The sequence below is a fragment of the Sporosarcina sp. FSL W7-1349 genome (assembly GCF_038003045.1).
Classification (GTDB): Bacteria; Bacillota; Bacilli; order Bacillales_A; family Planococcaceae; genus Sporosarcina.
On the sequence record NZ_JBBOOK010000003.1, the window covers coordinates 239,706 to 264,151 of the forward strand.

The following is a 24,446-nucleotide window of genomic DNA, read 5'->3' on the forward strand; positions in this document are numbered from 1 at the left end:
AAAATATCGATAGGGTAGAGGCTGCATTGTTTAAGAGTAGCACATGCGAGAGTGACGTCAGAGACCATGTGTGAAAGGAAGCATTGCCGAAGTCAGTCGGGTATAGTCGAATTCCTGCTGGCTGGGTTTATTCCAAATAGGGATAATACTGTCAATCGTCGGTTCGGCGAGTGATGAGCTACAATCGTACGTTAGATGAACTTATCCAACAAACGAAACGTAGATGAAGCCGGCTCCTGATGCACTCCTGACAGTGTTGAAGGCAGTCGGTTTTTTATTCCCCCGGAGCGCTTCGGCCTATCGAAACGGAGGAATACAAGAATGACCGGAACATGGGTATCAATCTTACCACCAATAATCGCCATTCTCATGGTTTTGATAACGAAACGCGTACTGTTGTCACTCGGTGCGGGTATCGTCGCCGCAGCCCTTTTGGCAGCTTCATTCGCACCGGGAGAATCGGCAGCGAATGTGTGGAAAGCGATGACCGTATCACTTTGGGATGACGGCGCACTCAATACGTACAATATTTATATCATGCTCTTTTTATTATTGCTCGGTGTAATCACTGCTTTGGTCAGCTTGTCCGGTGGAAGCCGCGCGTTTGCCAAATGGGCAGTTCAACGTATAAAAACGAAGCGTGGAGCTAAATTATTGACTGTCTTTCTTGGAATCGCCATTTTCGTTGATGATTATTTCAATGCCTTGGCGGTTGGACAGATTGCACGTCCTATAACGGATGAACATAAAATTTCCCGGGCAAAATTAGCTTATTTCATCGACTCCACCTCAGCGCCGATTTGCGTCATCTCTCCTATTTCCAGTTGGGGGGCTTATCTGATCGGACAATTGGCTCTTTTGTTTGGCGGAGTGGCGGCGCTCAGCTATTCTCCATTATCCGCATTCGTCATGATGGCACCGATGAACTTCTATGTTGTAGCTACCTTGGCGATGGTTTTCTTCCTTGCCTGGACCAATATTGATCTCTTCGAAATGAAGAGGCACGAAGATCGGGCCATTACTACAGGCGAATTATATGATCCGGAAAAGGAAATTCCCGGACAACTGAAAGAAGAGTTTCCGGTGCACTCATTCGGCCGTGTCCGTGATTTGGTCGTCCCGATTCTTACACTCGTCGGAATAACTCTTGGCATGATGGTCTGGACGGGATATAACATCGGTGGCTCTATGAGTATCTGGTCCATCTTTGAAAATACGGATGTTCCGTTCTCATTGTTGATAGGAGGACTTTCCGGAACAGTGATTGCGGTTCTGCTATATGTATTGCAAATGAAAGTGAACACGACCGCTTCGTATTCATTGGTCGGCCGTGCTTTCCTATCAGGTATCAAAGCGATGATGCCTGCGGTGTTGATCTTAATTTTTGCATGGGGCCTTACTTTCTTGATCGATCAATTGGAAACAAGAGTTTTCCTATCTGAAGTGATCTCCAAAGCGAATTTGCCGATTGCTTTCTTGCCAGCCATCATGTTTGTCTTGGCGGGACTAATGGCGTTTTCCACAGGGACATCATGGGGGTCATTTGGTATCCTGATTCCGATAGCTGGAACAATTATGATTGATATGGCACCGGAAATGCTATTACCCGCTTTGTCCGCAGTCCTTGCAGGAGCAGTATTCGGGGATCACTGTTCACCCATTTCCGATACGACAATCTTATCATCCACGGGGGCAGGCTGTAACCATATCGATCACGTGGCGACCCAATTGCCTTACGCATTAATCTGCGCAAGCATCGCAACATTGGGCTATGTTGTTCTTGGGTTTACAGATTCTGTTTGGATCGGCTTGGCGTCCGTTCTAGTCATGCTAGTGTTACTGTTTACTTTCTGGCTTACACGAAATAAAAAAGCTATAGTTCAATCTGTAGGATGATCGTAAAGAGAAGAAGCGACGAAGTTTTCTTTATCGCTTCTTTCTTTATAAGAACTATTTTCAGAAAAGTGATTGTTTTGACAATAGTTTATTAAATGATTTATACTATTATTAAGTTTTACTAGTGTGAAGGTGTTAAGCTTCGTAACTTTTCAACCATTACAAAGAGAAGGGGGAAGAAGCATGGAACAGCGTTCGCAGTGGGGAACAAGGGCCGGTTTTGTCTTGGCAGCGGTTGGTTCTGCAGTCGGTTTGGGTAATATTTGGCGCTTTCCGTATGTTGCGTACGAAAATGGCGGCGGTGCATTTTTCATTCCGTATTTATTTGCTTTATTGACTGCCGGGATTCCGATTTTAATTATGGAATTCACGATGGGTCATAAGTATCGCGGGTCCGCTCCCTTATCCTTTTTCCGGATGAGTGGAAAAAAGGCCGAGTGGATCGGTTGGTGGGGAATTTTTGTTGCATTCGTCATCTCGACCTACTACGCGGTTATTATCGCATGGGCTATGAAATACACGGTCTATTCTTTCAATTTGGCATGGGGAAGCGACACGGAAAGTTTCTTATTTGGAAATGTTTTAAACTTAGCGGAAACTCCGGGGCAAGCAGGAGGATTCGTTCCTGGCGTCTTATTTCCGTTGTTGCTCGTGTGGATTATCGCATTCATCATTTTATTTGCGGGTGTCAAACGGGGTATCGAACTCGCAAATCGTATTTTTATCCCGACATTAGTCGTCGTATTCCTATTGGTTGTCCTTCGTGCCGTGACGTTAGAAGGGGCAGCTCTAGGGCTGGAAGCGTTCTTTAAACCAGACTTGGGCAAATTGATGGATCCGACAGTGTGGGTTGCGGCTTACGGGCATATATTCTTCAGTTTATCAATCGCATTTGCTATTATGATCACTTATTCCAGTTATCTACCGAAGAAATCCGATATTACCAATAATGCATTCATTACAGGCTTTGCGAACTCCGGATTTGAATTGCTCGCAGGTATTGGGGTGTTTGCCGCACTTGGATTCATGGCGACACAAGCTAACGAAGCAGTTGCTGATGTGGCATCCGCTGGCGTGGGCTTAGCGTTTGTCGTGTTCCCGCAGATCGTTAATGAAATGCCGGGAATGAACGGTCTTTTCGGGGCTTTGTTCTTCTTATCGCTTGTCTTGGCAGGCCTTACTTCGCTCGTTTCGATCTGTGAAACGTATATTGCAGGAGTGGCCGATAAGTTCAATATTTCCAGAAAGAAATCAGTATTTATCGGCGTTGGATTGTCTGCCGTGATTTCCCTATTGTTTGCGACACGGGGCGGTCTATTCTTCCTGGATGCTGCCGATTATTTCATCAACCAATTCGGAGTTGCGGCGATCGGTCTGGTCGAAGTCTTTTTGATCGCTTGGGTATTCAGAAAGCTCGGGACGTTTGAGAATCATGCCAATGAAATCTCCGATATTCGATTGGGTGGTTGGTGGAAGTTCTGCCTAAGTTTCATTACGCCGATTGTACTCGGATACATGATGTTCGGTTTGCTGAAAATTAATTTATTGAAACAGCATACGGATGGGGAAGGCAATGTCATCGGAAACTATGAGGGGTATTCAGATTCCTTCATATGGACCAGTGGCTGGTCGGTTGCAATTTTTGCAATCATTGCAGCGATCATCTTCTCGATTTTCAAATGGAATACCAGCACATTAAAATCAACTGACTATGATAATAGATAAGGAGGATTCATTATGAGCGGTGGAGCTATTTTAATGATGATTATCGGAATCCTCGTCATTTGGGGAGGACTCGCGGCAAGCATCGTCAACGCGGTTGCCAAATCAAGACGTCGTATTTGAAGACAAAGCGCCTGTAGACTCAGGCGCTTTGTCTTGTGGTTCGTCCCCATCCTACTGGCAGCAGTATTTCTTATTTAAATCATCAACTAATCACCTCTTGCATTTTAGCTTTAGGTGATTTTTTTGTGGTGCTTACCGTATTTGGGAACAAGTTACAGATATTGTGGTTTTCCGTCAATCGTGCAAGTGAGGATGGTTGTTTGAAGTCTGAATTTATGTTACATTGACAACAGGTAACGAAACATAACTCAGCAGCGAGAAGAATGGGGTTGATCGGTTTGTCATGTAGACCGGAGCAAGGAAATCGGACAGAACATATTAAAAAACCGGACTGGTTGAAGATTAAATTAAATACGAACGACAACTATAAAGATTTGAAAAAGATGATGCGGGAAAAAAACTTACATACAGTATGTGAAGAAGCCCGCTGCCCGAACATACACGAATGTTGGGGAGAACGCCGGACGGCCACTTTCATGATCTTAGGAGCCGTCTGTACGCGAGCTTGCCGATTCTGCGCTGTTAAGACAGGACTTCCGAATGAACTAGATATTGCGGAGCCGGAGCGCGTAGCGGATTCGGTTGCTCTGATGAACTTGAAGCATACCGTCGTTACAGCGGTTGCGCGAGATGATCTGAAAGATGGAGGATCTAAAATTTTTGCAGAGACGATCCGCGCCATCCGACGGAAAAACCCGTTCACGACTGTGGAAGTATTGCCGTCTGACATGGGCGGAGTGTATGAGAATCTGGAACGGCTTATGGATGCAAAACCCGATATCCTGAACCATAATATCGAGACGGTCCGCCGACTGACACCTCGGGTCCGGGCTCGGGCGACATACGACCGCTCCTTGGAACTTCTGTTGCGAGCGAAGGAAATGCAGCCGGAGATTCCGACCAAATCTTCTTTGATGGTTGGCCTTGGGGAGACTCATGAGGAGATTATTCAAACGATGGATGATCTGCGCGCGCATAAAGTGGATATTATGACGATCGGTCAATATTTGCAGCCGACGAAGAAACATTTGAAAGTGCAGAAATATTATTCCCCGCAGGAATTTGCAGAGTTACGGAAAATTGCGATGTCTAAAGGCTTCTCGCATTGCGAGGCCGGCCCGCTTGTCCGCTCCAGCTATCATGCGGATGAACAAGTGAATGCGGCTGCTCGGGAAAGACAGCGCCTAGGGGACGAACAGTTGGAAACGTTGCAAAGCTGATGACTTCTTTCGTGCGGTTCTAAATTCAGACAGTAAGAAGGACGCTCGCTTTCCAAAGGGAAGCGCAGCGTCCTGCATGGTAATTTATTCAACATGCGTGAAAGATGGCGGTGAAAGGTAAATGATTACAGTGGATAATTGGCAGTTTGAAATCGTGACTGACTATCGAGACGGTTTCAACGAAGAAGCGTTCCTGGCCCGCTACAGCGATATCCTGCTCAAGTATGATTATATTTTAGGAGATTGGGGATATGGCCAGCTTCGTCTGAAAGGTTTCTTTGATGATCGGAACCAAAAAGCCACCTATGAAACGAAAATCAGCACATTGCAAGATTATTTATATGAGTACTGTAATTTCGGCTGTGCCTATTTTGTGTTGAAAAAAGCCGGCCGCGTCAAGCAGGAGACCAAACCTTCAAACGTACAGGCATAACAGAGACCCGTTGCAATTCGGCAGCGGGTCTTTTGGTGCTGTAAAAACGGGTTGTGCTCGCGAATCGGTTCCTTGTTGTTCGCGGGAATCGGGGTTATGGTATCATAAATAAGGATTACCACGATACGGAGGGAAATATATGTATTTTATCGATCGAAAACGCATTAGCGGGACGTTGGAAAAGATGGAGAGTCTGCTTATCTTATATAAAAACGGGAATGGATGGATAGAGGATGAAATCCATGAACTTGCATTGGAACGAATTGCGCATGTCATTATTGAATCGATTATTGATGTCGGCAACTCGATGATTGACGGCTTCATCATGCGGGACCCGGGCAGTTATGAAGACATCATCGACATTATGGAAGACGAACGAGTGATCACCAGTGAGATGGCACAGCCGTTAAAACAAGTGATTGAACTGCGGAAGATGATTGTGCGCGAATTTACGGAAGTGGATCATCAGCAAGTCGATGGGGTCCTTACCGTGACGTTTGATGCCTTGCGTGAATTTCCAAAACGCGTGCAATATTATTTGGAAAACGAATTGGGACCGGTCTCCGCATTCTTGCCGGAAACGGAGTAAACGATGGAACGCTATCAAGCAGTTTGTTTAGACTTGGACGGGACGGTCTATAAAGGGATTGAGCCGATACCGGAAGCGGTATCTTTCATCGATCGGCTGCAGGGTCAAGGCGTGGAACCATATTTTATTACCAATAATTCTTCCATGACGCGGGAGCAGGTCCGGGAAAAATTGCTTTCCTTCCAAATTCAAGCGGATTCCGGCAGAATTATGACATCTGCCATCGCGGCTGCCAAGTATTGCGCAGAACATTTCAATGGCGGGACGGTCATGATGATCGGGGAAAAAGGGTTGGAGGAGGCGTTGGAGCTGGAAGGGGTCCGATTGACAGGGAAAGATCCCGATGTGGTCATCATGGGCATCGACCGTGAAATCACGTATGCCAAATTGGCGGATGCGTGCCTCGCCTTACGGAACGGCGCGCATTTTATTGCAACGAATAGCGATAAAGCTTTTCCGACAGAACGGGGGCTTGTGCCAGGCAACGGCTCCTTTGTCACGCTGATGGAATCGGCTTCCGGCAAGAAACCTGTATTCGTCGGCAAGCCGGAGTCCCATATGCTGGGGTTCATTCAACAGGATGGGCAGTACGGAAAAGAGCAAATGATCATGATCGGGGATAATTATGACACGGATATTATGGCGGGGATCCGGTTTGGAATCGATACGGCACATGTGGCAGGCGGCGTCACCTCCCCGCAAGAGGTGCAGCTGAAGGACAGCCATCCTACCCATCAATTCCATACTTTGCTGGATTGGTTTAACTGAATGCAGTGCAGCTGAAGTGTGTTGTTTCGAAGCCCCTCTCGTACAATTACGACAAGGTGTAATTGATTGAATCAAAAAGGCTAACCGCACGTCCAGGCGGTTAGCGTTATGTCAAAAGAGCGGATTGTCCTCGATGAATTGATAAATACGCTTCGTCAATTCATCCGGGGAATCGGCTTCTACAATTTCACCGTTAACGATGGCATAGAGGGATTCCATACATTTCGTACAGTAACTCAGACAGCCATACTCCAAGACATCAATATTCGGGTCTTTCTCCAATGCCTCGAAAGTTTCGTGTGAACCGTTTGCAAGATTACTTATGCAAAATTCAACGATCGGATTCACAATGATCACCTCACCTATTAGGAATCCTACTCTTTTTTCTTTCCCAAGTCAATCAGGCGGGAGTCGGGAACGGGTGGGATGTACAGGGCCAAACGTTCGGAAAAGTGGGACAAAATGGTCTTATTGTGAAAGATGTCACAAACTGATATAATCGAATGTGGATAAATAAATAAGATTATAGAATTGCGAAGGAGAGCATAATGAAAAAACTTGTACTTTTAGGTGCCGGCTATGGTAATATGCGTATTTTATTGCGCCTCTTGACGAAAGAGTTACCCGCTGACGTTGAGATTACATTAATCGATCGTACTCCATTCCACAGTTTGAAGACCGAATTCTATGCATTGGCGGCAGGAACCGTTTCCGATGCGGATGTACGAGTCCCACTGCCGGATGATGATCGATTAAAGGTCGTCGGCGGTGAAATCGAAGAAGTGAATCTTGAGGAAAAATATGTCTATCTGGCGGATGGCAAAAAGATAGATTATGATGACTTGGTCGTTGGCTTAGGATGCGAGGACAATTATCATAATGTCCCGGGGGCTGCTGAAAATACGTATAGCATCCAAACAATCGGAAAATCCAGGATTACCTATGAAAAATTATTAGGTCTGAACAGTGGAGCGACTGTCGGTATCGTGGGAGCTGGCTTGAGCGGTATTGAACTGGCTAGTGAACTGCGCGAAAGCAGACCGGATTTGGTCATTAAATTATTTGACCGGAGCCCGCGGATCCTGCGTGATTTCCCGGAACGCCTAAGTAACTTTGTGAAGCGTTGGTTTGACGATAATAACGTCACGGTCGTGTCCAACTCGAATATTACGAAGGTGGAGCCAAATACACTGCATAACCATGAAGAGACTATTCCGGTTGATGCGGTTGTCTGGACAGCAGGGATTCGGCCTGTGCAGGTCGTCCAACAGTTGGATGCCGAGAAGGATCGGTCCGGACGAGTCATTCTGAATATGCACCATCAAATTCCACAGCATCCGAATGTCTATGTGGTTGGTGATTGTGCAGCCTTGCCATTCGCGCCAAGTGCCCAATTGGCGGAAGAACAAGGGGAGCAAATCGTTAAGGTTTTGCGGCATGTCTGGAACGGAGAGCCGCTGCCGGAGAAAATGCCGGAAATCAAATTGAAGGGTTTCCTTGGTTCCCTTGGGAAAAAGCAAGGATTCGCCTATTTGGCAGATCGGACCGTCACAGGACGGATCGCCCGCCTGTTGAAGTCGGGAGTCCTTTGGATGTACAAATGGCATAATGGATAAACCAAAAGCCCGTCTGCATATATGTTTATGCAGGCGGGCTTTCTCATTTACTCCGGTTCGTTATCATTCGGCCGATCCCTTGAACCCTTGTCTTTCCAATTCAGCGAACACCGGTTTTAGTTGAATATATCCTTCGCCGACCATTTGGCCGCCAATCATCACTAACGGATAAAAGTATTCATCATTACGCACTTGTTCCGCAATCTCCCGTTGCCTTTCATCCGCAATGTCCGATTCGATATCGATATATTGGATGGCGTACTCGTGGCCCGGATATTTTCGGCTAATTGCCGCATCGAGCCATTCATACGTATCTTTGGAGGAGGGTGCGTTGACGCAGCTGGCACAAACGATATCCGCTCCATAAATTTCAATGCTAACTTGATTTTCCATGAATAGGATAAACCCCTTTCGATTCAATATTGGATTTTTTTCTGTTTCTTGTTTATAATAAGTATAAGGAAAGGAGAATGTAAAAACAATGACTGATACAGCAATGGTAGAATCCGTTCAAGAAGTTCTTGGTAAATTGCGTCCCTTCCTCCTACGCGATGGAGGAGATTGTGAATTAGTGGATATTGAAGACGGCATCGTAAAACTACGCCTATTGGGTGCTTGCGGCTCTTGCCCAAGTTCAACTATTACGTTGAAGGCTGGAATCGAGCGTGCCCTCTTGGAAGAAGTTCCAGGTGTCGTAGAGGTAGAACAAGTATTTTGATTTGAACAGTATTTCGAATACAGAAAGCGCCGCGTTCTGGAGGAGTGTCCCTTTTCCGTTTGCGGCGCTTTGCTGTTGGTGTGACAGGTCCGGCTAGATGGGTGCATCAGGTTTCCCGGATTTCCTGCCATCGTTCTTTGGCCATCTCTATAATATGAGGTTCGGTGCTCGTCCGTTGGCTTTCAATGACGCGCGAGAAGCTCCGGACCGCTTCTTCCCGGTCCCCTGTCTTCCACGCCAACTCTGCGATCATATACATGACCCGGGTCTCGGACATTTGGGTGCCGACGTAATCACCTTCCGAATAGGCGTTCAAATACAATGTCTTGGCAATGGACATGAAGCGCTGTTCCTCATCCGCTTCTTCTTTTTCCCGATATAACCATGCAATCCGCAAGGTGATCCCAGCCATCGTCAAGTCTTTTTCTTTCTTAAACATGGCGCTCAAATAGGCCAGCTTATATGCTTCAATCGCTTCCTCAATCGTCCGTTCTTCCCCGTAGGACCGTTCCTTCCACTGTGAAGTGATCTTTTCGTTGATTGCTTCCCGTGTACCGGGTGCAAAATAAGGTGAAAAATCATCGGTGAATGAAAATCCACAATGTGGACAAACTGCTACATTATAAAAGAGTGGATTAATGTCCTGGTTCACGTACACTGGCTTGAAATCACTTTCATGGGAAGCGACACGAACTAATCGGGAGCGGATCCGTTTGGTAGTGAATTTTCCTTTACAGTTCAGGCATTCCATTTTTTTATCATAAGCCGGAGTGAGTTCCATATTGATCGTTCCTTTCCTAACCATCCTCTCTAGTATAACGTAAAACATCGAGACAAAAGTGATAATGATTGCACACATTCCAAATTCATTGATATGATAATGATAGAAAAGAAAAGGGCAGGTGAACAGCGATGAATCAAGTAGTTGAAATTACAGAATCCGCCGCATATCGTGTCAAGGAAATGATGCGCCATAACGGTGAGGAAGGTTCGTTTCTCCGTGTCGCTGTAAACGGCGGGGGATGCAGTGGGCTGACATATGGCCTAGGTTTTGCACAGGAGAAGACGGACGAAGATGTGTTGTTGACCCAACACGGGATTCAAGTGGTCGTTTCCAAAGAGGATGCTGCCATCCTGGAAGGGACGAAAGTCGATTATAAAGAGTCCTTGATGGGCGGGGGATTCACTATTGATAATCCGAATGCGATCGCGTCATGCGGCTGTGGGACATCATTCCGTACAGCTAAAAAAGAGGGAACTCCTGAACAATGTGACTAACAGAACAAAACGGTATCCTTAAGCTGAGTGCCGGTAAGATAGACCCTCCTGTCTGATGCAGGAGGGTTGCTGTATGGAAAGAGCAATTTACTGCGCTAATTCTGTATTTTCTAAGCATTCCTATTTCAATTAGAGAGTTGAAAAGAAATGCCAAAAGGTCTAGTATTAGTAGTAGATGTTTGTCGAATTATTGACAACGGCCAGGACTGTAAAAATCGTCGGTGCAATCGATTTCATGCGGGCCAGGCACATTAAAATCCAAAGGTGGTTTCGATCTTGAATAGACCGACAATTCTAGTATTAGGTGCAGGTTACGGCGGGTTATCAACAGTTGTTAACTTGCAAAAATCGATTGGAGCAGACGATGCCGATATCGTACTTATCAACAAAAATGAGTACCATTATGAATCGACATGGCTTCATGAAGCAGCTGCAGGAACATTGACTCCTGAACAAGTCCGCTATGATATCAATCGTGTCATCAATACGAATAAGGTTAAATTCATTCAGGCAACTGTTGAAGGAATCGACGTCCAAGGGAAAGTCGTTACAACCGACGTCGGGACTCATTCATACGATTACCTCGTGATCGCGCTTGGTTTTGAAGGGGAGACATTCGGTATCCCTGGGCTTGATAAATACGCTCTTTCCATTTCAAACGTCAATACGGCACGCCAAATCCGCGACCATATCGAATACCAATTTGCAACTTGGTCAGTGGAAGAGGAGAAAGATGATAGCCGATTGACTATTATCGTAGGTGGAGCAGGGTTTACGGGAATCGAATTTTTGGGTGAATTAGGGAATCGCGTTCCTGAGCTTTGCAAAGAATATGATGTGCCGGCAGAAAAAGTCCGCGTCATTTGTGTAGAAGCGGCTCCGATGGTCCTTCCTGGGTTTGAACCGGATTTGGTGGACTACGCTGTGCGCCAGCTAGAAGCAAAAGGCATCGAGTTCTCCATCGGAACTCCGGTTGTGGAAGCCACTCCGGAAGGCGTCAAGATCAAAAAAGGTGAAGAGGAATTTGAATTCATCAAAGCGCGCACCGTTGTATGGGCAGCAGGAGTCCGAGGCAATCGCCTGATTGAAGAAACAGGTATTGAAAACATGCGTGCCCGTGTGAAAGTCGACAAGGATCTTCGCGCGCCAGGCTATTCTGACGTATTTATCATTGGGGATTGCGCATTGATGATCAATGAAGAAATCAACCGGCCTTATCCGCCAACTGCACAAATTGCGATGCAGCAAGGGGATATGTGTGCAAATAATATCATTGCCTTGATGGGCGGCAAACCGACTGCAGAGTTTGTTCCGGATCTGAAAGGAAGCATCGCCTCCCTTGGCGAAGACGACGCAATCGGCGTAGCGTTCGGCAAGAAAATGACCGGTGCCCAAGCGTCCTTCATGAAGAAAGTGGTCGATAATCGTTCGCTCTTCCTCATTGGCGGCGTGGGATTGACTTTGAAAAAAGGGAAATTTAATTTCTTTTAATTAAACACGAACTTATTTGGTACCTGCTTGTCCATGACAGGCAGGTTTTTTTATTCAAAAAGTGTGGATATTGTGAAATCCGACAAATTGGCGAACAGGTGACAGTTGATTGAAAGCGGACACGGATTCATGTAAAATGGGGAGTGGAAAACGGGGGTTGTGAAAGTTGGAAACAGTTGCTGCAATGCCAGTCAATTCTTCTACAATGCCATTGACACAAGTTGTCCTATCGGTATTGATTTTCATCGTTATGTTTCTCGGAATCGGATTTTTACTGAATATGCTGCTCCGGATGACTTGGTTGATGGCGGTCGTTTATCCGATCATCGTCATATTGATCATAGACGAAGTGAGATTCTTCGAATACTTCACAAAACCGAAGTATTCATTCCAACTATTGGGCGAGAAATTCCTTGCTTTGCAGCCAACGGATATTATTGTCCTGTCAAGCGGCATGGTCGGAGCCATCATTGCGGGGATTATCAGTAAACTATTGCGGAAACAAGGGTATCAGATGTTTTAAAGGTGCAGGGAAGCGAGTGGCTTCTCTGCACCTTTTTTTCTCATATAAGGAAAGAATATATGACGACCGAGATGAGGATTCCCGTTAAGGCTCCTGCGAACACTTCACTTGGTTTATGGCCAAGTAATGTTTTCAATTCCTGGATCTTTTGATGACCGTCTTTTTGTTGCCATCCTTTAGCCTCTTGGACAAAGGTTTGGAAATCGAGCCGCATTTGATTGATGATCAATGCTTGTTGCCCGGCTTGGTAACGGATTCCGGTCGCATCAAACATGACAATCACCGCGAAAATGGCCGACACGGCGAAAAGGTTGGAGTCCAGGCCGTTTTCATACGCAATCGCTGTTGTCAACGCTGTGACCGCGGCCGAATGGGAACTGGGCATGCCTCCTGTGGAAGTGGATAACTTCCAATCCAGTTTTCCTGTCAAAAAATAATGGATTGGAATTTTGACAACCTGTGCAAATAGAATGCCGAATAATGCCGCAAGGAGCGGGATGTTTTGAAAGATGGCCATAAAGAGTCCACTCCTTTTTGTAATACTCGAATTACTGTTAGTATACCATAACGGCTTCATTCCAAAAACCGATTTGAGGCTTTCATTTGGAAACGCTTCCGCTTCTTTCGGTTATAATGGACTTGGATGATAAAGAGGAGGTAGTTGGAATGAAGCCGATTATAGTGGAACCGCAATTTGAAAAAGTGGCAGCCGATGTTCTGATTATCGGGGTGCCGGAACATCCTGAAAACGTGGATGGTTGGGAACGGCTTGTCGAAAATTTTAGTTCCCGCTTACCGGAATGGATCAAGACAGGTGATGTGAAAACCGATTTTAAAAAGATCGTGAGATTGCCGGCGCTTGATGGGAAAGGGTATGCCCGCGTCTTCTTTATCGGACTCGGAGCAAAGCAGGATTTGAATGAGGACCGCATCCGTGAGTCTTTTGCCGCGATCGGGAAAGAATTGATTGCCAGCAAGGCTACGTCAGCCGCCGTCTGGCTTGAACCGTTTACAAATGACTCCCTTGGCCATACGGATATCGCATTCCTGGCGGGGGAAGGCATCGGATTGGGTTCGTATCAATTCGAGAGCTATAAAACGGGATCCAACGAGAAGGACGTACGGATTGAAACGGTCCAAATTCTGACCGAGCAAGATTCGGATGAGATGAAGGCGGCTTTTGAAGTGGGCATAATCCATGCCAAGGCTGTCAATGAAGCGCGGACACTTGTGAACATGCCTCCGAATATACTGACTGCCAGAAAATTGGCGGCTCATGCCCATCAACTGGCGGAGACGTATGGTTTCGAAATCCATGTCCTCGGCAAACAGGAGATGGAAGAGCTTGGCATGGGGGCAATTTTAGCGGTCAACCAAGGGTCCGTAGAAGAACCCCAACTCATCGTGCTCAAATACACCGCAACAGAAGAATGGAAAGAAGTCATCGGTTTGGTCGGCAAAGGAATTACGTATGACACCGGCGGATATTCATTGAAACCGAAAGATGGAATGGTCGGGATGAAAGGGGATATGGGAGGGGCGGCAGCGGTCCTCGGTGCGATGCAGATCATCGGCGAATTACGTCCAGCGCGCAACGTCATCGCGGTTATTGCGTCCACGGACAATATGATATCGGGCGAAGCGTTCAAGCCGGATGATGTCATCACTTCATTAAGCGGAAAAACGATTGAAGTGCTGAACACCGATGCCGAGGGAAGATTGGTCCTTGCGGATGCAGTGACATACGCGAAGCAGGCAGGGGCGAATTATCTGATTGACGTCGCGACATTAACTGGTGGGGTCATCGTTGCACTCGGCCACGATAAAACAGGGGCTTTGACGAATGATGAGACCTTTTTCGAGGAGTTTTTGGAAGCGTCAGCGGAAACGGGTGAGTTCGTTTGGCGTTTGCCTTTGACGGAAAAGGATAAAAAACGGATCCGCAAAAGCGATATGGCCGATTTGAATAACTCCCCCGGGCGGGATGGCCATATGATCTTCGGCGGTGGCTTCGTCGGAGAGTTTGCAGAAAATACTCCTTGGATCCATCTGGATATTGCAGGTACGTCGGATGCCGCCTCAGCACACGAATTGGGGCCGAAGGGGGGAACCGGCGTCATGGTTAGGACGCTGGCGACTTTGGTGCAGCGGATGGAGGCTGAAGAAGAATAAGGCTTCTATATAGAACGAACAAATGATTTGTAATGGGTGGCTCCAGTTGCTTGTAGTGGAAGGCGGCGACTCCAGCGAAGGCCGTCACGAAGAACGGCCTTTGTTCCAAAAAGCGTAGCGTTTGGCAACAAATCGAACCCTTCGCTGTTAGATTGATTGAAGCCGTGCCCGCGGAAAGCGTCCGCCTGCTCCTGTCGCTGTGCTTTCGTCGCAAACGAAATTTGGAACGGAAAGCAACGGTTGGCTGGTAGTGTCCACTTCTTTAGTACGTTTTATATAGAAATCAGGCGTACTCATGGTAACCATGGTACGCCCGTACTGCTTGCTTATATGAAGAAATGCCGGCAGACCATGCAGATAGTCGCTGTATAATGCAGCAGGTTGTTCAAACGATTTTCCTATTCCAAAACCGATGCGCAGCAATCGCACAGATGAATTCATCAGGAAAGTCTCGAATGTCATAGCCTGCAATCACACCAGGTTTTCCGTCAAATTTGTTCACGGTGAGGAACTGTATTCCTTGGTGGGTGGCACCGATCGGCTTATAATGCGAAAAGGCTTCATCGATAAAGTAAGCCGCATCTTTATTGAATTTCTTATTACTGCCGTTCACTATATAAACGGCATCATACTGAACGGATTTTGCGGTGAGGAAAGTGTGATCCACGTTAAATGTAACTCCATCCGTACCAACAACTTCCCCTTGGGTTTCGCTGATGAATTCAGGCATCAGATCAGCCGCCGTTAAGCGATCAATCACATACTTGACCTCGGGACCGTTAAAACCGTTTGCTAGTATTACGGCAACTTTCCGTGTGCTTGGAGTGAAAATCGTATTTTGTTGGCTGAGTGCCGGAGATGATTCTACGACGGTTGAACCGCCTTTGGAGGGCGGAGCCACACCGATTCTTTTTGCAAATGCTGTTGTTAATTCTAAACTGACATTCGCAAACATATCGACGACTTGCTTTCTCACCGAAAGACTTTTCACTTTTCCTAATTCAAAACTGAACGCATCAATGATATGTTGTTTTTCCGCAGGGCTCATGCTGTTCCAAAAGAGGGTTGCCTGGGAGAAATGGTCTGCGAAACTTTCGCTACGAGCCTGGATTTTTCGCCCCTCTACTTTCTCCTGGTAATGTGCGTAGCCGCCTTCCGCCACACTTGCGGGAGCAGGCGTGTTTCCTGCCAAGGAATTTCGGTGATAGCTCACTTTCCCTTTATTAATAGTTTGTCGGTGATAACCTTCGCGCTGGTTGTTATGGAAGGGAACGATTGGTCTGTTGATCGGTATTTCATGGAAATTTGGACCGCCGAGACGGATCAGCTGTGTATCGATATAGGAGAAGAGACGACCTTGCAGTAACGGATCATTTGTAAAGTCAATCCCAGGGACGACGTTGCCCGGATGGAAAGCAACCTGCTCGGTTTCAGCGAAAAAATTATCTACATTCCGGTTTAATGTCATTTTTCCAATGATTTTAACCGGAATAATTTCTTCGGGCCAAAGCTTTGTTGCATCCAAAATATCATATCCGAGCGCAAACTCATCCTCTTCGTTCAAAATTTGGACTCCCAGCTCAAATTCGGGATAAAACCCTTGTTCAATCGCATTCCATAAGTCGTTGCGATGGAAATCGGGATCTACTCCCCCTAATTTTTGAGCCTCCTCCCAAACGAGGGAGTGGGTTCCTAACAGGGGCTTCCAGTGAAATTTAACAAAGGAAGCTTTCCCGTGTTCATTGACAAATCGGAAAGTATTCACGCCGAATCCTTCCATCATGCGAAAACTTCTCGGAATGGCCCGGTCCGACATGATCCACATGATCATATGTGCACTCTCCTGGTTGTTGGCCACGAAATCCCAGAACGTATCATGTGCCGTCGAAGCCTGCGGGATGTCATTGTCCGGTTCCGGTTTGAAGGCGTGCACAACGTCCGGGAATTTGATCGCATCCTGGATGAAAAAGACCGGGATATTATTGGCGACTAAATCATAATTTCCTTCCTCGGTATAAAACTTCGTCGCAAATCCTCTCGCATCCCGGGCAGTGTCGGCGGATCCCCTAGCTCCATTGACTGTGGAAAACCGGACGAACACCGGTGTTTTAATTGAAGTATTTTGTAAGAATTTCGCTTTTGTAAATTCGCGCATGTTCTCATATAATTGAAACTCTCCGTGTGCCGCAAACCCCCGGGCGTGGACGACTCTTTCGGGAATTCGTTCATGATCAAAATGGGTCAACTTCTCGCGGAAATGAAAGTCCTCCATTAGGGTCGGGCCACGTATCCCCGCTTTCAAGGAAAATTCATCTTCCGACACTTTCAATCCTTGGTTAGTCGTCAGCTTTTGTCCTTTGTCATCCACCTTGAAAAACTCAAGTTGTTTCTCCTTATCATTCTTACTTCGATCTTGTTTATCGCTCAATAAGCTCCCCCCTTATGCTCAATTTATGTTCTGTTGTTTGAATTATTCGTTACTAGTTGGGCGCTGGGAGTTCCGCTGCCTCAATTTCGCCAGCGCCTTGAATCAATGATGGGCGGATATCCCCGTTCATACTGTCACCAACGAATAGGATAAGTGGGAAAGGGGGATGACGATGCCTCGACGTGGTGGTTATCGACATGGTGGATATGGCGGCGGTTATGGTGGCGGGTATGGATTTGGAGGGCCGTTCTTAGGCGGATTGGCCGGTGGGCTTCTCGGATCCGTCCTATTTCCTTCCTATGGATATGGAGGATATCCGTACCCATATTATCCGTATGGGTATTATCCGTACGGGTATCCATATTCGCCTTACGGATTTTACGGCGGCTTTTATTGAATGAAAAAACACGCATGGACCGGAGTACCGGCACCATGCGTGTTTTTATTCTTCTTCATGAAGTTTGGTTTTTCCCTTTTCGTTCTTTTTGACAACTTCGGCCAGTTCATCCCCAACGGTCAAATCGCTCGGCTTGACACCTGACAAGTAGGCAGCCCGGCTCATCAAATGTCCCCCGATAGGAGAAGTGATGAACAAGAAGGCGATGGCGAGCAAAAGTTGAATACTGAAATGCCCTTCATTGAACCAGAAGTGGAAGAAGACACCGAGCAAGATACTCAGAACCCCCAGTGTCGCGCTCTTGGAAGCCGCGTGTGCCCGTGTATAGACATCGGGCAATCGAAGAACACCGATCACCGTGACAATCGTAAAGATGACACCCACGACAATCGTAAGGACAATCAAACTATTAGCTAGTACGGTCACGTTCGATAATCTCCCCTTTCTCAATGAATTTCGAGAAGGAAACCGTTCCAATGAAAGACATGATAGCTATCAGTAATATGACCTCGATGAAAAACTCAGTATCGAAGAGGATGGAAAGCAATGCAATGGCGGAGATGAGCATGACACCGATGCCATCCAAGGCAATGAGGCGGTCCGGTATGGAAGGCCCTTTATAGACACGATAGAGCAACCCTATAATACAGAGAACCACTACTATTAAACAAGCCCAAATGAATGTTATCATGGCCGGCTCACCTCCTTGATCGCCTTTTCAAATGAATTTTTGATGGAATCAATCGCTTCTTCCACATCGTCCACATCTATTGCGTGAATATAGAGAGTGCGCTGATCATCCGAAACGTTCATGACGATAGTTCCCGGCGTCAGGGTAATCAAACTGGAGAGCAAAGTGATTTCCCAATCATGTTCCAAATCGGTCGGCAGAGCGAATATCATCGGTTGGATATTCAGTTTCGGCCGGATGACGAGAAGCAATACCGAGATATTCGAGAGCGTCAATTCTTTAAAAAACAGCAATGTGAGCTTCACCGCGGCCCAAGCACGCCATATATACAGCCGGGTCTTGAAAAACCGTCTCATCATGATAATCAAAAGGAGACCGATCAAATATCCGACGATGAAGGTTGTTGCCGACATGGAGGAGTTCATGAACATCCAAACGACGGCAATAAAAAAGTTCAATAATATTTGAAATGCCATCGTCCTCTACTCCTTTAGCACCGCATCTATGTATATAGATGGTTGTAATAGTACATCCGAGGCATCCGTCATATAAGGGAGCAGCCATTCGGTTCCGACTCCATACACGACAGATAGAATGACGAGAACCACGGCCGGCATCATCAGACGGCGGTAGGATTGTTTCTCTTTCGGAGCCGCCAACGGTTGGGGTTCTCCCCAAAAAGCGTAGATGAAAATCCGGATGACCGACAACAGGACAATCAAGCTGGAAGCGAGAATGATAATGCTCCCCCAAATATGGCCAGCCTCAAATGCTCCTTTGACAATCAGCAGTTTTCCGATGAAGCCGCTAAGCGGAGGAACGCCCGCCAGTCCCAATGCAGCAATCAAATACATCCAGCCAAGAGGGGCATGGGTCTTCATCAGGCCGCCCATCTTCCGCAAATTCGACGTGCCGGTCACATGAATGATAATGCCGATCAAGAGAAATAGCGCCCCTTTGATCAACATATCGTGAATCAGGTAGAAGATTGCTCCCGAAATGCCGGCTTCATTCATTTGAGAAGCACCGAACAGGATGACCCCGACCGCGATGACGATGTTGTAGATGATAATCTGTTTTAAATCAAAATACGCAAGAGCTCCAATACAACCTGCGATGACCGTCAATAACGAGAGGACAAGCAGGAAACTGTGGGTGAAGCCAATATCCGTGAGGAAAAACAATGTATAGGTCCTCATGATCGCATACACTCCGACTTTCGTCAGCAAGGCACCGAATAGGGCAAGCACCGGAATCGGAGGAGCCGCATACGAGCCTGGCAGCCAGAAGTACAGCGGGAAAATCGAGCCTTTGATTCCAAAGACGATTAACATGAGAATCGCAATGACCGTGACAATTCCCGAAGGTCCGATTTCCGTCAATTTCACGGAGATGTCAGCCATATTCAATGTTCCGACGACGGAATAGAGGAAAGCAACGGTAATGACGAATAGCGCCGAAGAAACGACGTTGACCAAGACGTACTTAATCGATTCGCGAAGTTGCTTTTTCTCCCCGCCTAAGACAATCAGGACGTACGAGGCGATGAGAAGCACTTCGAAAAATACAAACATGTTGAAAATATCGCCTGTTGTAAATGCTCCATTGACCCCTGTCACCATGAACAGGATGGCGGAATAGTAGAAATAACGCTCCCGCCCTTCGCCGATCGAGGTAAAGCTGTATATGACGATGAAAAGTGTAATCAGAATCGTCGTCGTCACGAGCAGGGCAGATAGCATGTCCGAAACCATGGAAATGCCAAATGGGGCGGGCCAGCTGCCTAGCGTGATAGCTTGAACTCCATCTGCTTTCACCTTAGCAACCAGTAGTAGGGATGCTGCTAAACTGACAATCAGGCCGATGACGGTGAGAATTCGCTGAAGTCTTACATTTTCCTTGAAAAAGAGCAGCAGAATCGCGAAAAGGAATGGCAAAATGATCGGGAATAAAAGTAAGTTAATCATGTTCGTCATTTCCTTTCATCAGATTCATATTATCCGTCTTATGCTCGGCATAGGCCCGGTACGCCATCACGAGAATGACGGCCGTCACTCCGAAGCTGATGACGATTGCGGTCAGAATCAGGGCTTGAGGCAAAGGGTCGACGTAATCGGTCACGCCTTCCGCCAAAACAGGAGGTGCCGGTCCGCCCAAGCCACCCATCGTCAAGATGAGCAAATGGGCACCGTGACTCAACAAACCGGTTCCGAGGATGATCTTCAATAAGCTTCGTGAAAGGATCAGATAGACGGCGGCGGTAAACAGGACACCGATAACAATGGCCATGATCAGTTCCATTACACATCGCCTCCAATCGTCTGTATGATCGTGATGGCTGCCCCGACCACTACCAAGTAAACTCCAGCGTCAAAAGCCATCGCTGTGTGCAGGGAAGTCACACCGAATAGAGGCAGCGTGAAGTCATCAAAAGCATGCGTGAAAAATGGGACGTTGAAAAAGATGGATGCCGATGCTGTACCGAGAGCCAAGATCAATCCGACCGCGATGACAATCGTGAAATTGAACGGCAACGCCCTCTGTATCGTTTTCAAATCAAAAGCGAGCAGCAATAAAACGATGGCTCCCGTTGTCAGCAATCCACCGACAAACCCTCCGCCGGGTGTGTAATGGCCGGCGAAGAAGATATGGATGGAAAAAAGGAAAATCATGAAGAATACGACTTTCGTTGTCGTCTGTAAGATGACATCATTTGTTTTCATTCGTACTCTCCTTTCTTGCAAGACGCAAACGAATCATGCTCAGGACGCCAATCCCTGCTATAGAAAGAACGGCAATCTCGAACAAAGTATCAAACCCACGGTAATCCACTAAGATGACGTTGACGATATTTCCGCCTGCCGCTTCCGAATAAACCGTATCTTTATAATACTGGGAAATAGATGGGATTAACTTTTGCGAATGGGCAGATAGGGCAACTAAAGTTACCGTCACGCCTACGCCCAGTGCAATAATGGCATTGGTCAATTTGTTCTTCTTAGTCTCTCCGTGCGATTGCAGCTTCGGCAAGTGCTGGAATGCTAACAAGAATAAAGCGACGGATACGGTTTCGATGACAAGCTGCGTTAGGGCCAGGTCAGGCGCTTTGTAAATGACAAAGAACAAGGCGACCGAGTAGCCTACAGCCCCGAGTGCAATGATTGCCGACAAACGGGTTTTTGCGACCACGACCATATAAACAGCCAGCAACAGGACAACCGCTGTCAAAACGCCATATGTATGGACCGGTGCAAAACTCGATGGATCGACTACGAAAGCATTTTTACCGAACAGCGTTGCAATTGTACCAGCTGCGATAAAAGCGAACATCATGATCAAATAGGTGCGGATATGCCCCGTCATGTAGAAACGAGATATCTTATTCATACCGCGTTCGCTGAAAAGCATCGCCGAATCATAGAAATGATTCAAAGATAGGCCATTCGGTTGGACGTCGTAGAGCTTCTGCCATTTGGAAAGCGTACTGTAGAGAATGCCTCCCACAGCAATCACACCGACTGTCAACCACAACTCCACCGATTCAAATCCATGCCATGCCGCAACATGCACCCCGATTTCGGAAGGGTGATTGTATAGCGTAGGCTGGATTGCCATAACGGCGGGTTTGATGAACCATTTTGCGACGATATTCGGGATAAAGAAGATTGTGACGACAAGCGCTGCCAAGAAAACAGGGGACACCAGCATACCGATTGGAGCCTCATGCGGTTTGTTTGGCAATGTCTCGATTTTCCCTTTGCCTGCAAAGGTCCGGAATACAAAATAGAAGCTGTAAATGAATGTGAATACGCTCGCTATCCAAGCGATGACAGGGAAAAGAATTCCCCATGTCGAAAAGTTGTACAGTTCGAAATGCTTTAAAGCAAGCATCGATTGCAGGAACATTTCCTTACTTAAAAAGCCATTGAAGGGCGGCAATCCGGCCATTGACATGGATCCGATGAAAGCAACCGTAAAACTGATCGGCATGATGCTCATCAATCCGCCGAGTTTTCGGATATCCCGCGTGCCGGTCTCATGATCCACAATTCCGGCAATCATGAACAAACTTCCTTTAAATGTCGCATGATTGATCAAATGGAAGATAGCGGCGAACATAGCAAATCCAAAAATCGCTTCATTGGTATGATATGTAATAGCTCCCGCGCCGAGCAAGGACATGATCAACCCGAGCTGACTGACCGTTGAAAACGCAAGGATCGCTTTTAAATCCGTTTGCTTCACGGCAAAGAATGAACCCCAGAACAGCGTAAGCAATCCGATGCCGGTCACTAGCCAAATCCATAGTTCGGAAGCGGCAAAAATCGGCGTAAAACGAGCGACCAAATAGAGTCCAGCTTTCACCATGGTGGCAGAGTGGAGGTACGCACTGACTGGCGTAGGCGCTTCCATTGCATCCGGCAACCAAATATAGAACGGGAATTGAGCGGATTTAGTAAATGCTCCGAGCAAGACCAAGACTAGAGCGATAGTGAAAAAGGACTGTCCGACAAAACCGGAAGATTGGTCAATCAGTTCCCGGATTGAAAAGGTATCCCCCATAATTCCTAAAAGGATGAATCCCCCAAGCATCATAAATCCGCCAAACACTGTAATCATCATCGATTTTAAAGCACCAAATCTCGAGCGGTCCCGCGTATACCAATACCCGATGAGGAGGAATGATGAGATTGAGGTGAGTTCCCAAAACAAATAGAGCGAAATGACATTATCCGATTGGACAACGCCGAGCATAGCGCTCATGAATAGGAGTAAGTAGACATAGAAGTTGCCCAACTTTTCCCGGTTTTTATCCAAATAAAAAATGGAGTAGAGCACGACAAGTGCCCCGATCCCCGTGATTAGTAGGGTGAACAGGAGACTGAGACCATCAATATACGAAACAAATGATATTCCGAGCGATGGAATCCACTGGAGTTCAGAGATGAGATGTCCTCCGTCCATGGTCGTCTTGATCAAGCGGATGTAATAGAGAAACAGTGCGACCGGGACAAGTAGTACAAACCAACCTGTATGTATGCCTTTTACTTTCTTATATAGAAAGGGCACGAACAATGCAGCGACGATCGGTAGGAATATCAAAAACACGAATTCCAAAAAAATCCTCCTTTCAATTGAGTGAAACATTATTTTTTTCGCTGTTTTCAAGTATAACGTAAATAAGGACGTTTTCAAAGGTTTGAATGCAAGACAATTTGACTGTTTCCCCTTTTAGAATAAAACCTTGGACAGCATGAACTGTCCAAGGTTCAATTTCTTCCTATTTAAATAATCGGATGGAGGTGACAGAATATCAACATTTCTAAAAAAAGACGATGACTAAAAAATACGCAAGCATGGCGATTAAACCGACGGGCACGGCGAAGCGCATCCATTCCAAACTTTTAATGTTCAATTTGCCGGCCGCGATAATATTCGGGATGTTTCCCGGAATCAGCATCCCTCCGCTGATAAGGAGTCCAAGTAGAATTGCTTGGATGGTCGTATCATCCATGGCAGGGCTGATTTCCGCGGCGGCCAATGTAGCGTTATCCAACACGGCGGATATCATATTAATCCAGTAGAGGATGAGCGGATTGAGCCCAAGCAAATAACGTTCGATGAACGGCTCAAAACCTGCACCGAGCAAAGTGAGAGCCATGACGAATAGATAGACTTTGAAGCCGCGGATCAGAATATCCATATACGATTCGGTCTCTTGGTCCATCCGTTTGCGAAACTGCTTTTTCGGATGGATCATCAATGCAGCCAATAGTCCGAAAATGAAAACACCCGGTATGATTTCCGGACCGATCAGCTTCAATAAATAAAAGAAACTTTCATCGAGCTTACTTACAGCAACAGTTGAAAGCGGTTCTCCGATTGGCGTCAGAACAGCGCCGAGTCCGATCGAGTAACAAGCCAGTATAACAAGCCGGATTTCGGATTTTCGATCAAGTCTCAACACACTGACGACCGCGACCAGAACAATCGCCGCAATAATCGCAGTGATGATGCTAGAAACGATACCGAGGAAAATAACGATGAGCGCTAAGAAAAGACGGAAAGGGAGCGCCCGGCTCATCCCGAGTATCGTTTTCTCGACAGGTTTCTGCAGCCAGCGGAAAAGCAACCCAGCTACAACGACGGCCAATGTAATATGTATCGGGTCTTCAAGCGCTTTCATGATGAGGGTCCTATCGAGAACTTGACTGACTAGGACAGCCGCAAACCCCATCAAAAATAAAAAGACCTCCAAATTCCTTTCAACAATTTTCACTGTGAACGGCAGGAACAATACGAAGAGCAGGATGACAATTAAACCTATTATCATAATCCATTTCGCCTCTTTACTATCGTAATTTTGTTCTTGCTTAGGAA

General features: G+C 46.6%; 27 protein-coding genes and 1 riboswitch. Of the genes, 14 read left to right on the forward strand and 13 right to left on the reverse strand.

Annotation, left to right across the window (positions count from 1 at the left end):
- Positions 1 to 7 precede the first annotated feature (7 nt).
- Positions 8 to 189, forward strand: a riboswitch (Lysine riboswitch).
- A 132-nt stretch (positions 190 to 321) separates the two neighbouring features.
- From MKY41_RS19680 to MKY41_RS19710, 7 genes are all read left to right on the forward strand, one after another.
- The gene (locus MKY41_RS19680; protein ID WP_340746682.1) at positions 322 to 1,896 is read left to right on the forward strand and encodes a Na+/H+ antiporter NhaC family protein; all 1,575 of its coding nucleotides are present in this window, start codon (positions 322 to 324) and stop codon (positions 1,894 to 1,896) included.
- 183 nt (positions 1,897 to 2,079) lie between these two features.
- Positions 2,080 to 3,621: a sodium-dependent transporter gene (locus MKY41_RS19685; RefSeq protein WP_340746683.1), complete on the forward strand. Its 1,542-nt coding sequence runs from the start codon at positions 2,080 to 2,082 to the stop codon at positions 3,619 to 3,621.
- 12 nt (positions 3,622 to 3,633) lie between these two features.
- Positions 3,634 to 3,741, forward strand: coding sequence for a methionine/alanine import family NSS transporter small subunit (locus MKY41_RS19690; protein WP_340746684.1), 108 nt, complete (start codon positions 3,634 to 3,636; stop codon positions 3,739 to 3,741).
- Positions 3,742 to 4,004: 263 nt separating this feature from the next.
- Positions 4,005 to 4,961, forward strand: a complete 957-nt coding sequence (gene lipA / locus MKY41_RS19695; protein WP_340746685.1) for a lipoyl synthase — start codon at positions 4,005 to 4,007, stop codon at positions 4,959 to 4,961.
- Between the two features lie 121 nt (positions 4,962 to 5,082).
- Positions 5,083 to 5,394, forward strand: a complete 312-nt coding sequence (locus MKY41_RS19700) for a YutD family protein (protein ID WP_340746686.1) — start codon at positions 5,083 to 5,085, stop codon at positions 5,392 to 5,394.
- A gap of 139 nt (positions 5,395 to 5,533) precedes the next feature.
- Positions 5,534 to 5,983 carry a DUF86 domain-containing protein gene (locus MKY41_RS19705; RefSeq protein ID WP_340746687.1) on the forward strand — a complete coding sequence of 150 codons (450 nt, stop codon included), beginning with the start codon at positions 5,534 to 5,536 and terminating at the stop codon, positions 5,981 to 5,983.
- Positions 5,984 to 5,986: 3 nt separating this feature from the next.
- Entirely contained in the window at positions 5,987 to 6,751 is a 765-nt protein-coding gene (locus MKY41_RS19710; protein WP_340746688.1) for a TIGR01457 family HAD-type hydrolase, read from the forward strand.
- 111 nt (positions 6,752 to 6,862) lie between these two features.
- Here the strand turns inward: MKY41_RS19710 and MKY41_RS19715 are convergent, their stop codons facing one another.
- Positions 6,863 to 7,099: a YuzB family protein gene (locus MKY41_RS19715; RefSeq protein ID WP_340746689.1), complete on the reverse strand. Its 237-nt coding sequence runs from the start codon at positions 7,097 to 7,099 to the stop codon at positions 6,863 to 6,865.
- Between the two features lie 200 nt (positions 7,100 to 7,299).
- On the opposite strand from MKY41_RS19715, the gene MKY41_RS19720 reads away from it, so the two are divergent.
- Positions 7,300 to 8,367 carry an NAD(P)/FAD-dependent oxidoreductase gene (locus MKY41_RS19720; protein WP_340746690.1) on the forward strand — a complete coding sequence of 356 codons (1,068 nt, stop codon included), beginning with the start codon at positions 7,300 to 7,302 and terminating at the stop codon, positions 8,365 to 8,367.
- Between the two features lie 63 nt (positions 8,368 to 8,430).
- On the opposite strand, the gene MKY41_RS19725 is transcribed toward MKY41_RS19720, so the two are convergent.
- Entirely contained in the window at positions 8,431 to 8,760 is a 330-nt protein-coding gene (locus MKY41_RS19725; RefSeq protein ID WP_340746691.1) for a YuzD family protein, read from the reverse strand.
- Between the two features lie 88 nt (positions 8,761 to 8,848).
- Between MKY41_RS19725 and MKY41_RS19730 the strand changes: the two genes are divergently transcribed.
- Positions 8,849 to 9,085, forward strand: a complete 237-nt coding sequence (locus MKY41_RS19730) for a NifU family protein (RefSeq protein WP_340746692.1) — start codon at positions 8,849 to 8,851, stop codon at positions 9,083 to 9,085.
- Positions 9,086 to 9,191: 106 nt separating this feature from the next.
- Here MKY41_RS19730 and MKY41_RS19735 read toward each other — a convergent pair whose 3' ends face one another.
- On the reverse strand, positions 9,192 to 9,890 hold the full coding sequence (locus MKY41_RS19735; protein WP_340746693.1) for a DUF2225 domain-containing protein: 699 nt from the start codon (positions 9,888 to 9,890) through the stop codon (positions 9,192 to 9,194).
- A gap of 107 nt (positions 9,891 to 9,997) precedes the next feature.
- Here MKY41_RS19735 and MKY41_RS19740 point away from each other — a divergent pair, with 107 nt between their 5' ends.
- From MKY41_RS19740 to MKY41_RS19750, 3 genes are all read left to right on the forward strand, one after another.
- Entirely contained in the window at positions 9,998 to 10,363 is a 366-nt protein-coding gene (locus MKY41_RS19740; RefSeq protein ID WP_340746694.1) for a HesB/IscA family protein, read from the forward strand.
- 276 nt (positions 10,364 to 10,639) lie between these two features.
- Positions 10,640 to 11,854 carry an NAD(P)/FAD-dependent oxidoreductase gene (locus MKY41_RS19745; protein WP_340746695.1) on the forward strand — a complete coding sequence of 405 codons (1,215 nt, stop codon included), beginning with the start codon at positions 10,640 to 10,642 and terminating at the stop codon, positions 11,852 to 11,854.
- A 205-nt stretch (positions 11,855 to 12,059) separates the two neighbouring features.
- On the forward strand, positions 12,060 to 12,377 hold the full coding sequence (locus MKY41_RS19750; RefSeq protein WP_340746845.1) for a YuiB family protein: 318 nt from the start codon (positions 12,060 to 12,062) through the stop codon (positions 12,375 to 12,377).
- Positions 12,378 to 12,417: 40 nt separating this feature from the next.
- On the opposite strand, the gene MKY41_RS19755 is transcribed toward MKY41_RS19750, so the two are convergent.
- Complete coding sequence (locus MKY41_RS19755; protein ID WP_340746696.1) at positions 12,418 to 12,894, reverse strand: divergent PAP2 family protein; 477 nt, start codon at positions 12,892 to 12,894, stop codon at positions 12,418 to 12,420.
- Between the two features lie 149 nt (positions 12,895 to 13,043).
- Here MKY41_RS19755 and MKY41_RS19760 point away from each other — a divergent pair, with 149 nt between their 5' ends.
- Positions 13,044 to 14,549 carry a leucyl aminopeptidase gene (locus MKY41_RS19760; protein ID WP_340746697.1) on the forward strand — a complete coding sequence of 502 codons (1,506 nt, stop codon included), beginning with the start codon at positions 13,044 to 13,046 and terminating at the stop codon, positions 14,547 to 14,549.
- Between the two features lie 385 nt (positions 14,550 to 14,934).
- Here MKY41_RS19760 and MKY41_RS19765 read toward each other — a convergent pair whose 3' ends face one another.
- The gene (locus tag MKY41_RS19765) at positions 14,935 to 16,977 is read right to left on the reverse strand and encodes a catalase (RefSeq protein ID WP_340746698.1); all 2,043 of its coding nucleotides are present in this window, start codon (positions 16,975 to 16,977) and stop codon (positions 14,935 to 14,937) included.
- A 172-nt stretch (positions 16,978 to 17,149) separates the two neighbouring features.
- Between MKY41_RS19765 and MKY41_RS19770 the strand changes: the two genes are divergently transcribed.
- Entirely contained in the window at positions 17,150 to 17,374 is a 225-nt protein-coding gene (locus MKY41_RS19770) for a hypothetical protein (RefSeq protein WP_340746699.1), read from the forward strand.
- 45 nt (positions 17,375 to 17,419) lie between these two features.
- Here MKY41_RS19770 and mnhG read toward each other — a convergent pair whose 3' ends face one another.
- From mnhG to MKY41_RS19810, 8 genes are all read right to left on the reverse strand, one after another.
- Positions 17,420 to 17,800, reverse strand: coding sequence for a monovalent cation/H(+) antiporter subunit G (gene mnhG, locus MKY41_RS19775; RefSeq protein ID WP_340746700.1), 381 nt, complete (start codon positions 17,798 to 17,800; stop codon positions 17,420 to 17,422).
- Positions 17,784 to 18,065, reverse strand: coding sequence for a Na(+)/H(+) antiporter subunit F1 (locus MKY41_RS19780; protein WP_340746701.1), 282 nt, complete (start codon positions 18,063 to 18,065; stop codon positions 17,784 to 17,786). The genes mnhG and MKY41_RS19780 overlap by 17 nt, the downstream gene beginning before the upstream one ends.
- Entirely contained in the window at positions 18,062 to 18,541 is a 480-nt protein-coding gene (locus tag MKY41_RS19785) for a Na+/H+ antiporter subunit E (protein WP_340746702.1), read from the reverse strand. The genes MKY41_RS19780 and MKY41_RS19785 overlap by 4 nt, the downstream gene beginning before the upstream one ends.
- Positions 18,542 to 18,547: 6 nt before the next feature.
- On the reverse strand, positions 18,548 to 20,032 hold the full coding sequence (locus MKY41_RS19790; protein WP_340746703.1) for a Na+/H+ antiporter subunit D: 1,485 nt from the start codon (positions 20,030 to 20,032) through the stop codon (positions 18,548 to 18,550).
- Positions 20,025 to 20,366 carry a Na(+)/H(+) antiporter subunit C gene (locus MKY41_RS19795; protein ID WP_041070713.1) on the reverse strand — a complete coding sequence of 114 codons (342 nt, stop codon included), beginning with the start codon at positions 20,364 to 20,366 and terminating at the stop codon, positions 20,025 to 20,027. Before MKY41_RS19795 ends, MKY41_RS19790 begins: the two co-directional genes overlap by 8 nt.
- A complete protein-coding gene (locus tag MKY41_RS19800) occupies positions 20,366 to 20,788 on the reverse strand; it encodes a Na(+)/H(+) antiporter subunit B (RefSeq protein ID WP_340746704.1) in 423 nt (140 codons plus the stop codon). Before MKY41_RS19800 ends, MKY41_RS19795 begins: the two co-directional genes overlap by 1 nt.
- The gene (locus MKY41_RS19805; RefSeq protein ID WP_340746705.1) at positions 20,775 to 23,183 is read right to left on the reverse strand and encodes a Na+/H+ antiporter subunit A; all 2,409 of its coding nucleotides are present in this window, start codon (positions 23,181 to 23,183) and stop codon (positions 20,775 to 20,777) included. Before MKY41_RS19805 ends, MKY41_RS19800 begins: the two co-directional genes overlap by 14 nt.
- Before the next feature lie 205 nt (positions 23,184 to 23,388).
- Positions 23,389 to 24,399: a DUF1646 family protein gene (locus MKY41_RS19810; protein WP_340746706.1), complete on the reverse strand. Its 1,011-nt coding sequence runs from the start codon at positions 24,397 to 24,399 to the stop codon at positions 23,389 to 23,391.
- Positions 24,400 to 24,446: the final 47 nt, after the last annotated feature.

Bases quoted from the DNA above. Each gene is read 5' to 3' on its own strand.
- MKY41_RS19705 (WP_340746687.1), top strand. From the start codon at position 5,534: ATGTATTTTATCGATCGAAAACGCATTAGCGGGACGTTGGAAAAGATG.
- MKY41_RS19740 (WP_340746694.1), top strand. From the start codon at position 9,998: ATGAATCAAGTAGTTGAAATTACAGAATCCGCCGCATATCGTGTCAAG.
- MKY41_RS19720 (WP_340746690.1), top strand. From the start codon at position 7,300: ATGAAAAAACTTGTACTTTTAGGTGCCGGCTATGGTAATATGCGTATT.
- MKY41_RS19725 (WP_340746691.1), bottom strand. From the start codon at position 8,760: ATGGAAAATCAAGTTAGCATTGAAATTTATGGAGCGGATATCGTTTGT.
- lipA (WP_340746685.1), top strand. From the start codon at position 4,005: ATGGGGTTGATCGGTTTGTCATGTAGACCGGAGCAAGGAAATCGGACA.
- MKY41_RS19755 (WP_340746696.1), bottom strand. From the start codon at position 12,894: ATGGCCATCTTTCAAAACATCCCGCTCCTTGCGGCATTATTCGGCATT.
- MKY41_RS19785 (WP_340746702.1), bottom strand. From the start codon at position 18,541: ATGGCATTTCAAATATTATTGAACTTTTTTATTGCCGTCGTTTGGATG.
- MKY41_RS19700 (WP_340746686.1), top strand. From the start codon at position 5,083: ATGATTACAGTGGATAATTGGCAGTTTGAAATCGTGACTGACTATCGA.
- MKY41_RS19680 (WP_340746682.1), top strand. From the start codon at position 322: ATGACCGGAACATGGGTATCAATCTTACCACCAATAATCGCCATTCTC.
- MKY41_RS19800 (WP_340746704.1), bottom strand. From the start codon at position 20,788: ATGAAAACAAATGATGTCATCTTACAGACGACAACGAAAGTCGTATTC.
- MKY41_RS19730 (WP_340746692.1), top strand. From the start codon at position 8,849: ATGACTGATACAGCAATGGTAGAATCCGTTCAAGAAGTTCTTGGTAAA.
- MKY41_RS19790 (WP_340746703.1), bottom strand. From the start codon at position 20,032: ATGATTAACTTACTTTTATTCCCGATCATTTTGCCATTCCTTTTCGCG.
- MKY41_RS19780 (WP_340746701.1), bottom strand. From the start codon at position 18,065: ATGATAACATTCATTTGGGCTTGTTTAATAGTAGTGGTTCTCTGTATT.
- MKY41_RS19760 (WP_340746697.1), top strand. From the start codon at position 13,044: ATGAAGCCGATTATAGTGGAACCGCAATTTGAAAAAGTGGCAGCCGAT.
- MKY41_RS19795 (WP_041070713.1), bottom strand. From the start codon at position 20,366: ATGGAACTGATCATGGCCATTGTTATCGGTGTCCTGTTTACCGCCGCC.
- MKY41_RS19770 (WP_340746699.1), top strand. From the start codon at position 17,150: ATGCCTCGACGTGGTGGTTATCGACATGGTGGATATGGCGGCGGTTAT.
- MKY41_RS19690 (WP_340746684.1), top strand. From the start codon at position 3,634: ATGAGCGGTGGAGCTATTTTAATGATGATTATCGGAATCCTCGTCATT.
- MKY41_RS19735 (WP_340746693.1), bottom strand. From the start codon at position 9,890: ATGGTTAGGAAAGGAACGATCAATATGGAACTCACTCCGGCTTATGAT.
- MKY41_RS19685 (WP_340746683.1), top strand. From the start codon at position 2,080: ATGGAACAGCGTTCGCAGTGGGGAACAAGGGCCGGTTTTGTCTTGGCA.
- MKY41_RS19810 (WP_340746706.1), bottom strand. From the start codon at position 24,399: ATGATAATAGGTTTAATTGTCATCCTGCTCTTCGTATTGTTCCTGCCG.
- MKY41_RS19750 (WP_340746845.1), top strand. From the start codon at position 12,060: ATGCCATTGACACAAGTTGTCCTATCGGTATTGATTTTCATCGTTATG.
- MKY41_RS19710 (WP_340746688.1), top strand. From the start codon at position 5,987: ATGGAACGCTATCAAGCAGTTTGTTTAGACTTGGACGGGACGGTCTAT.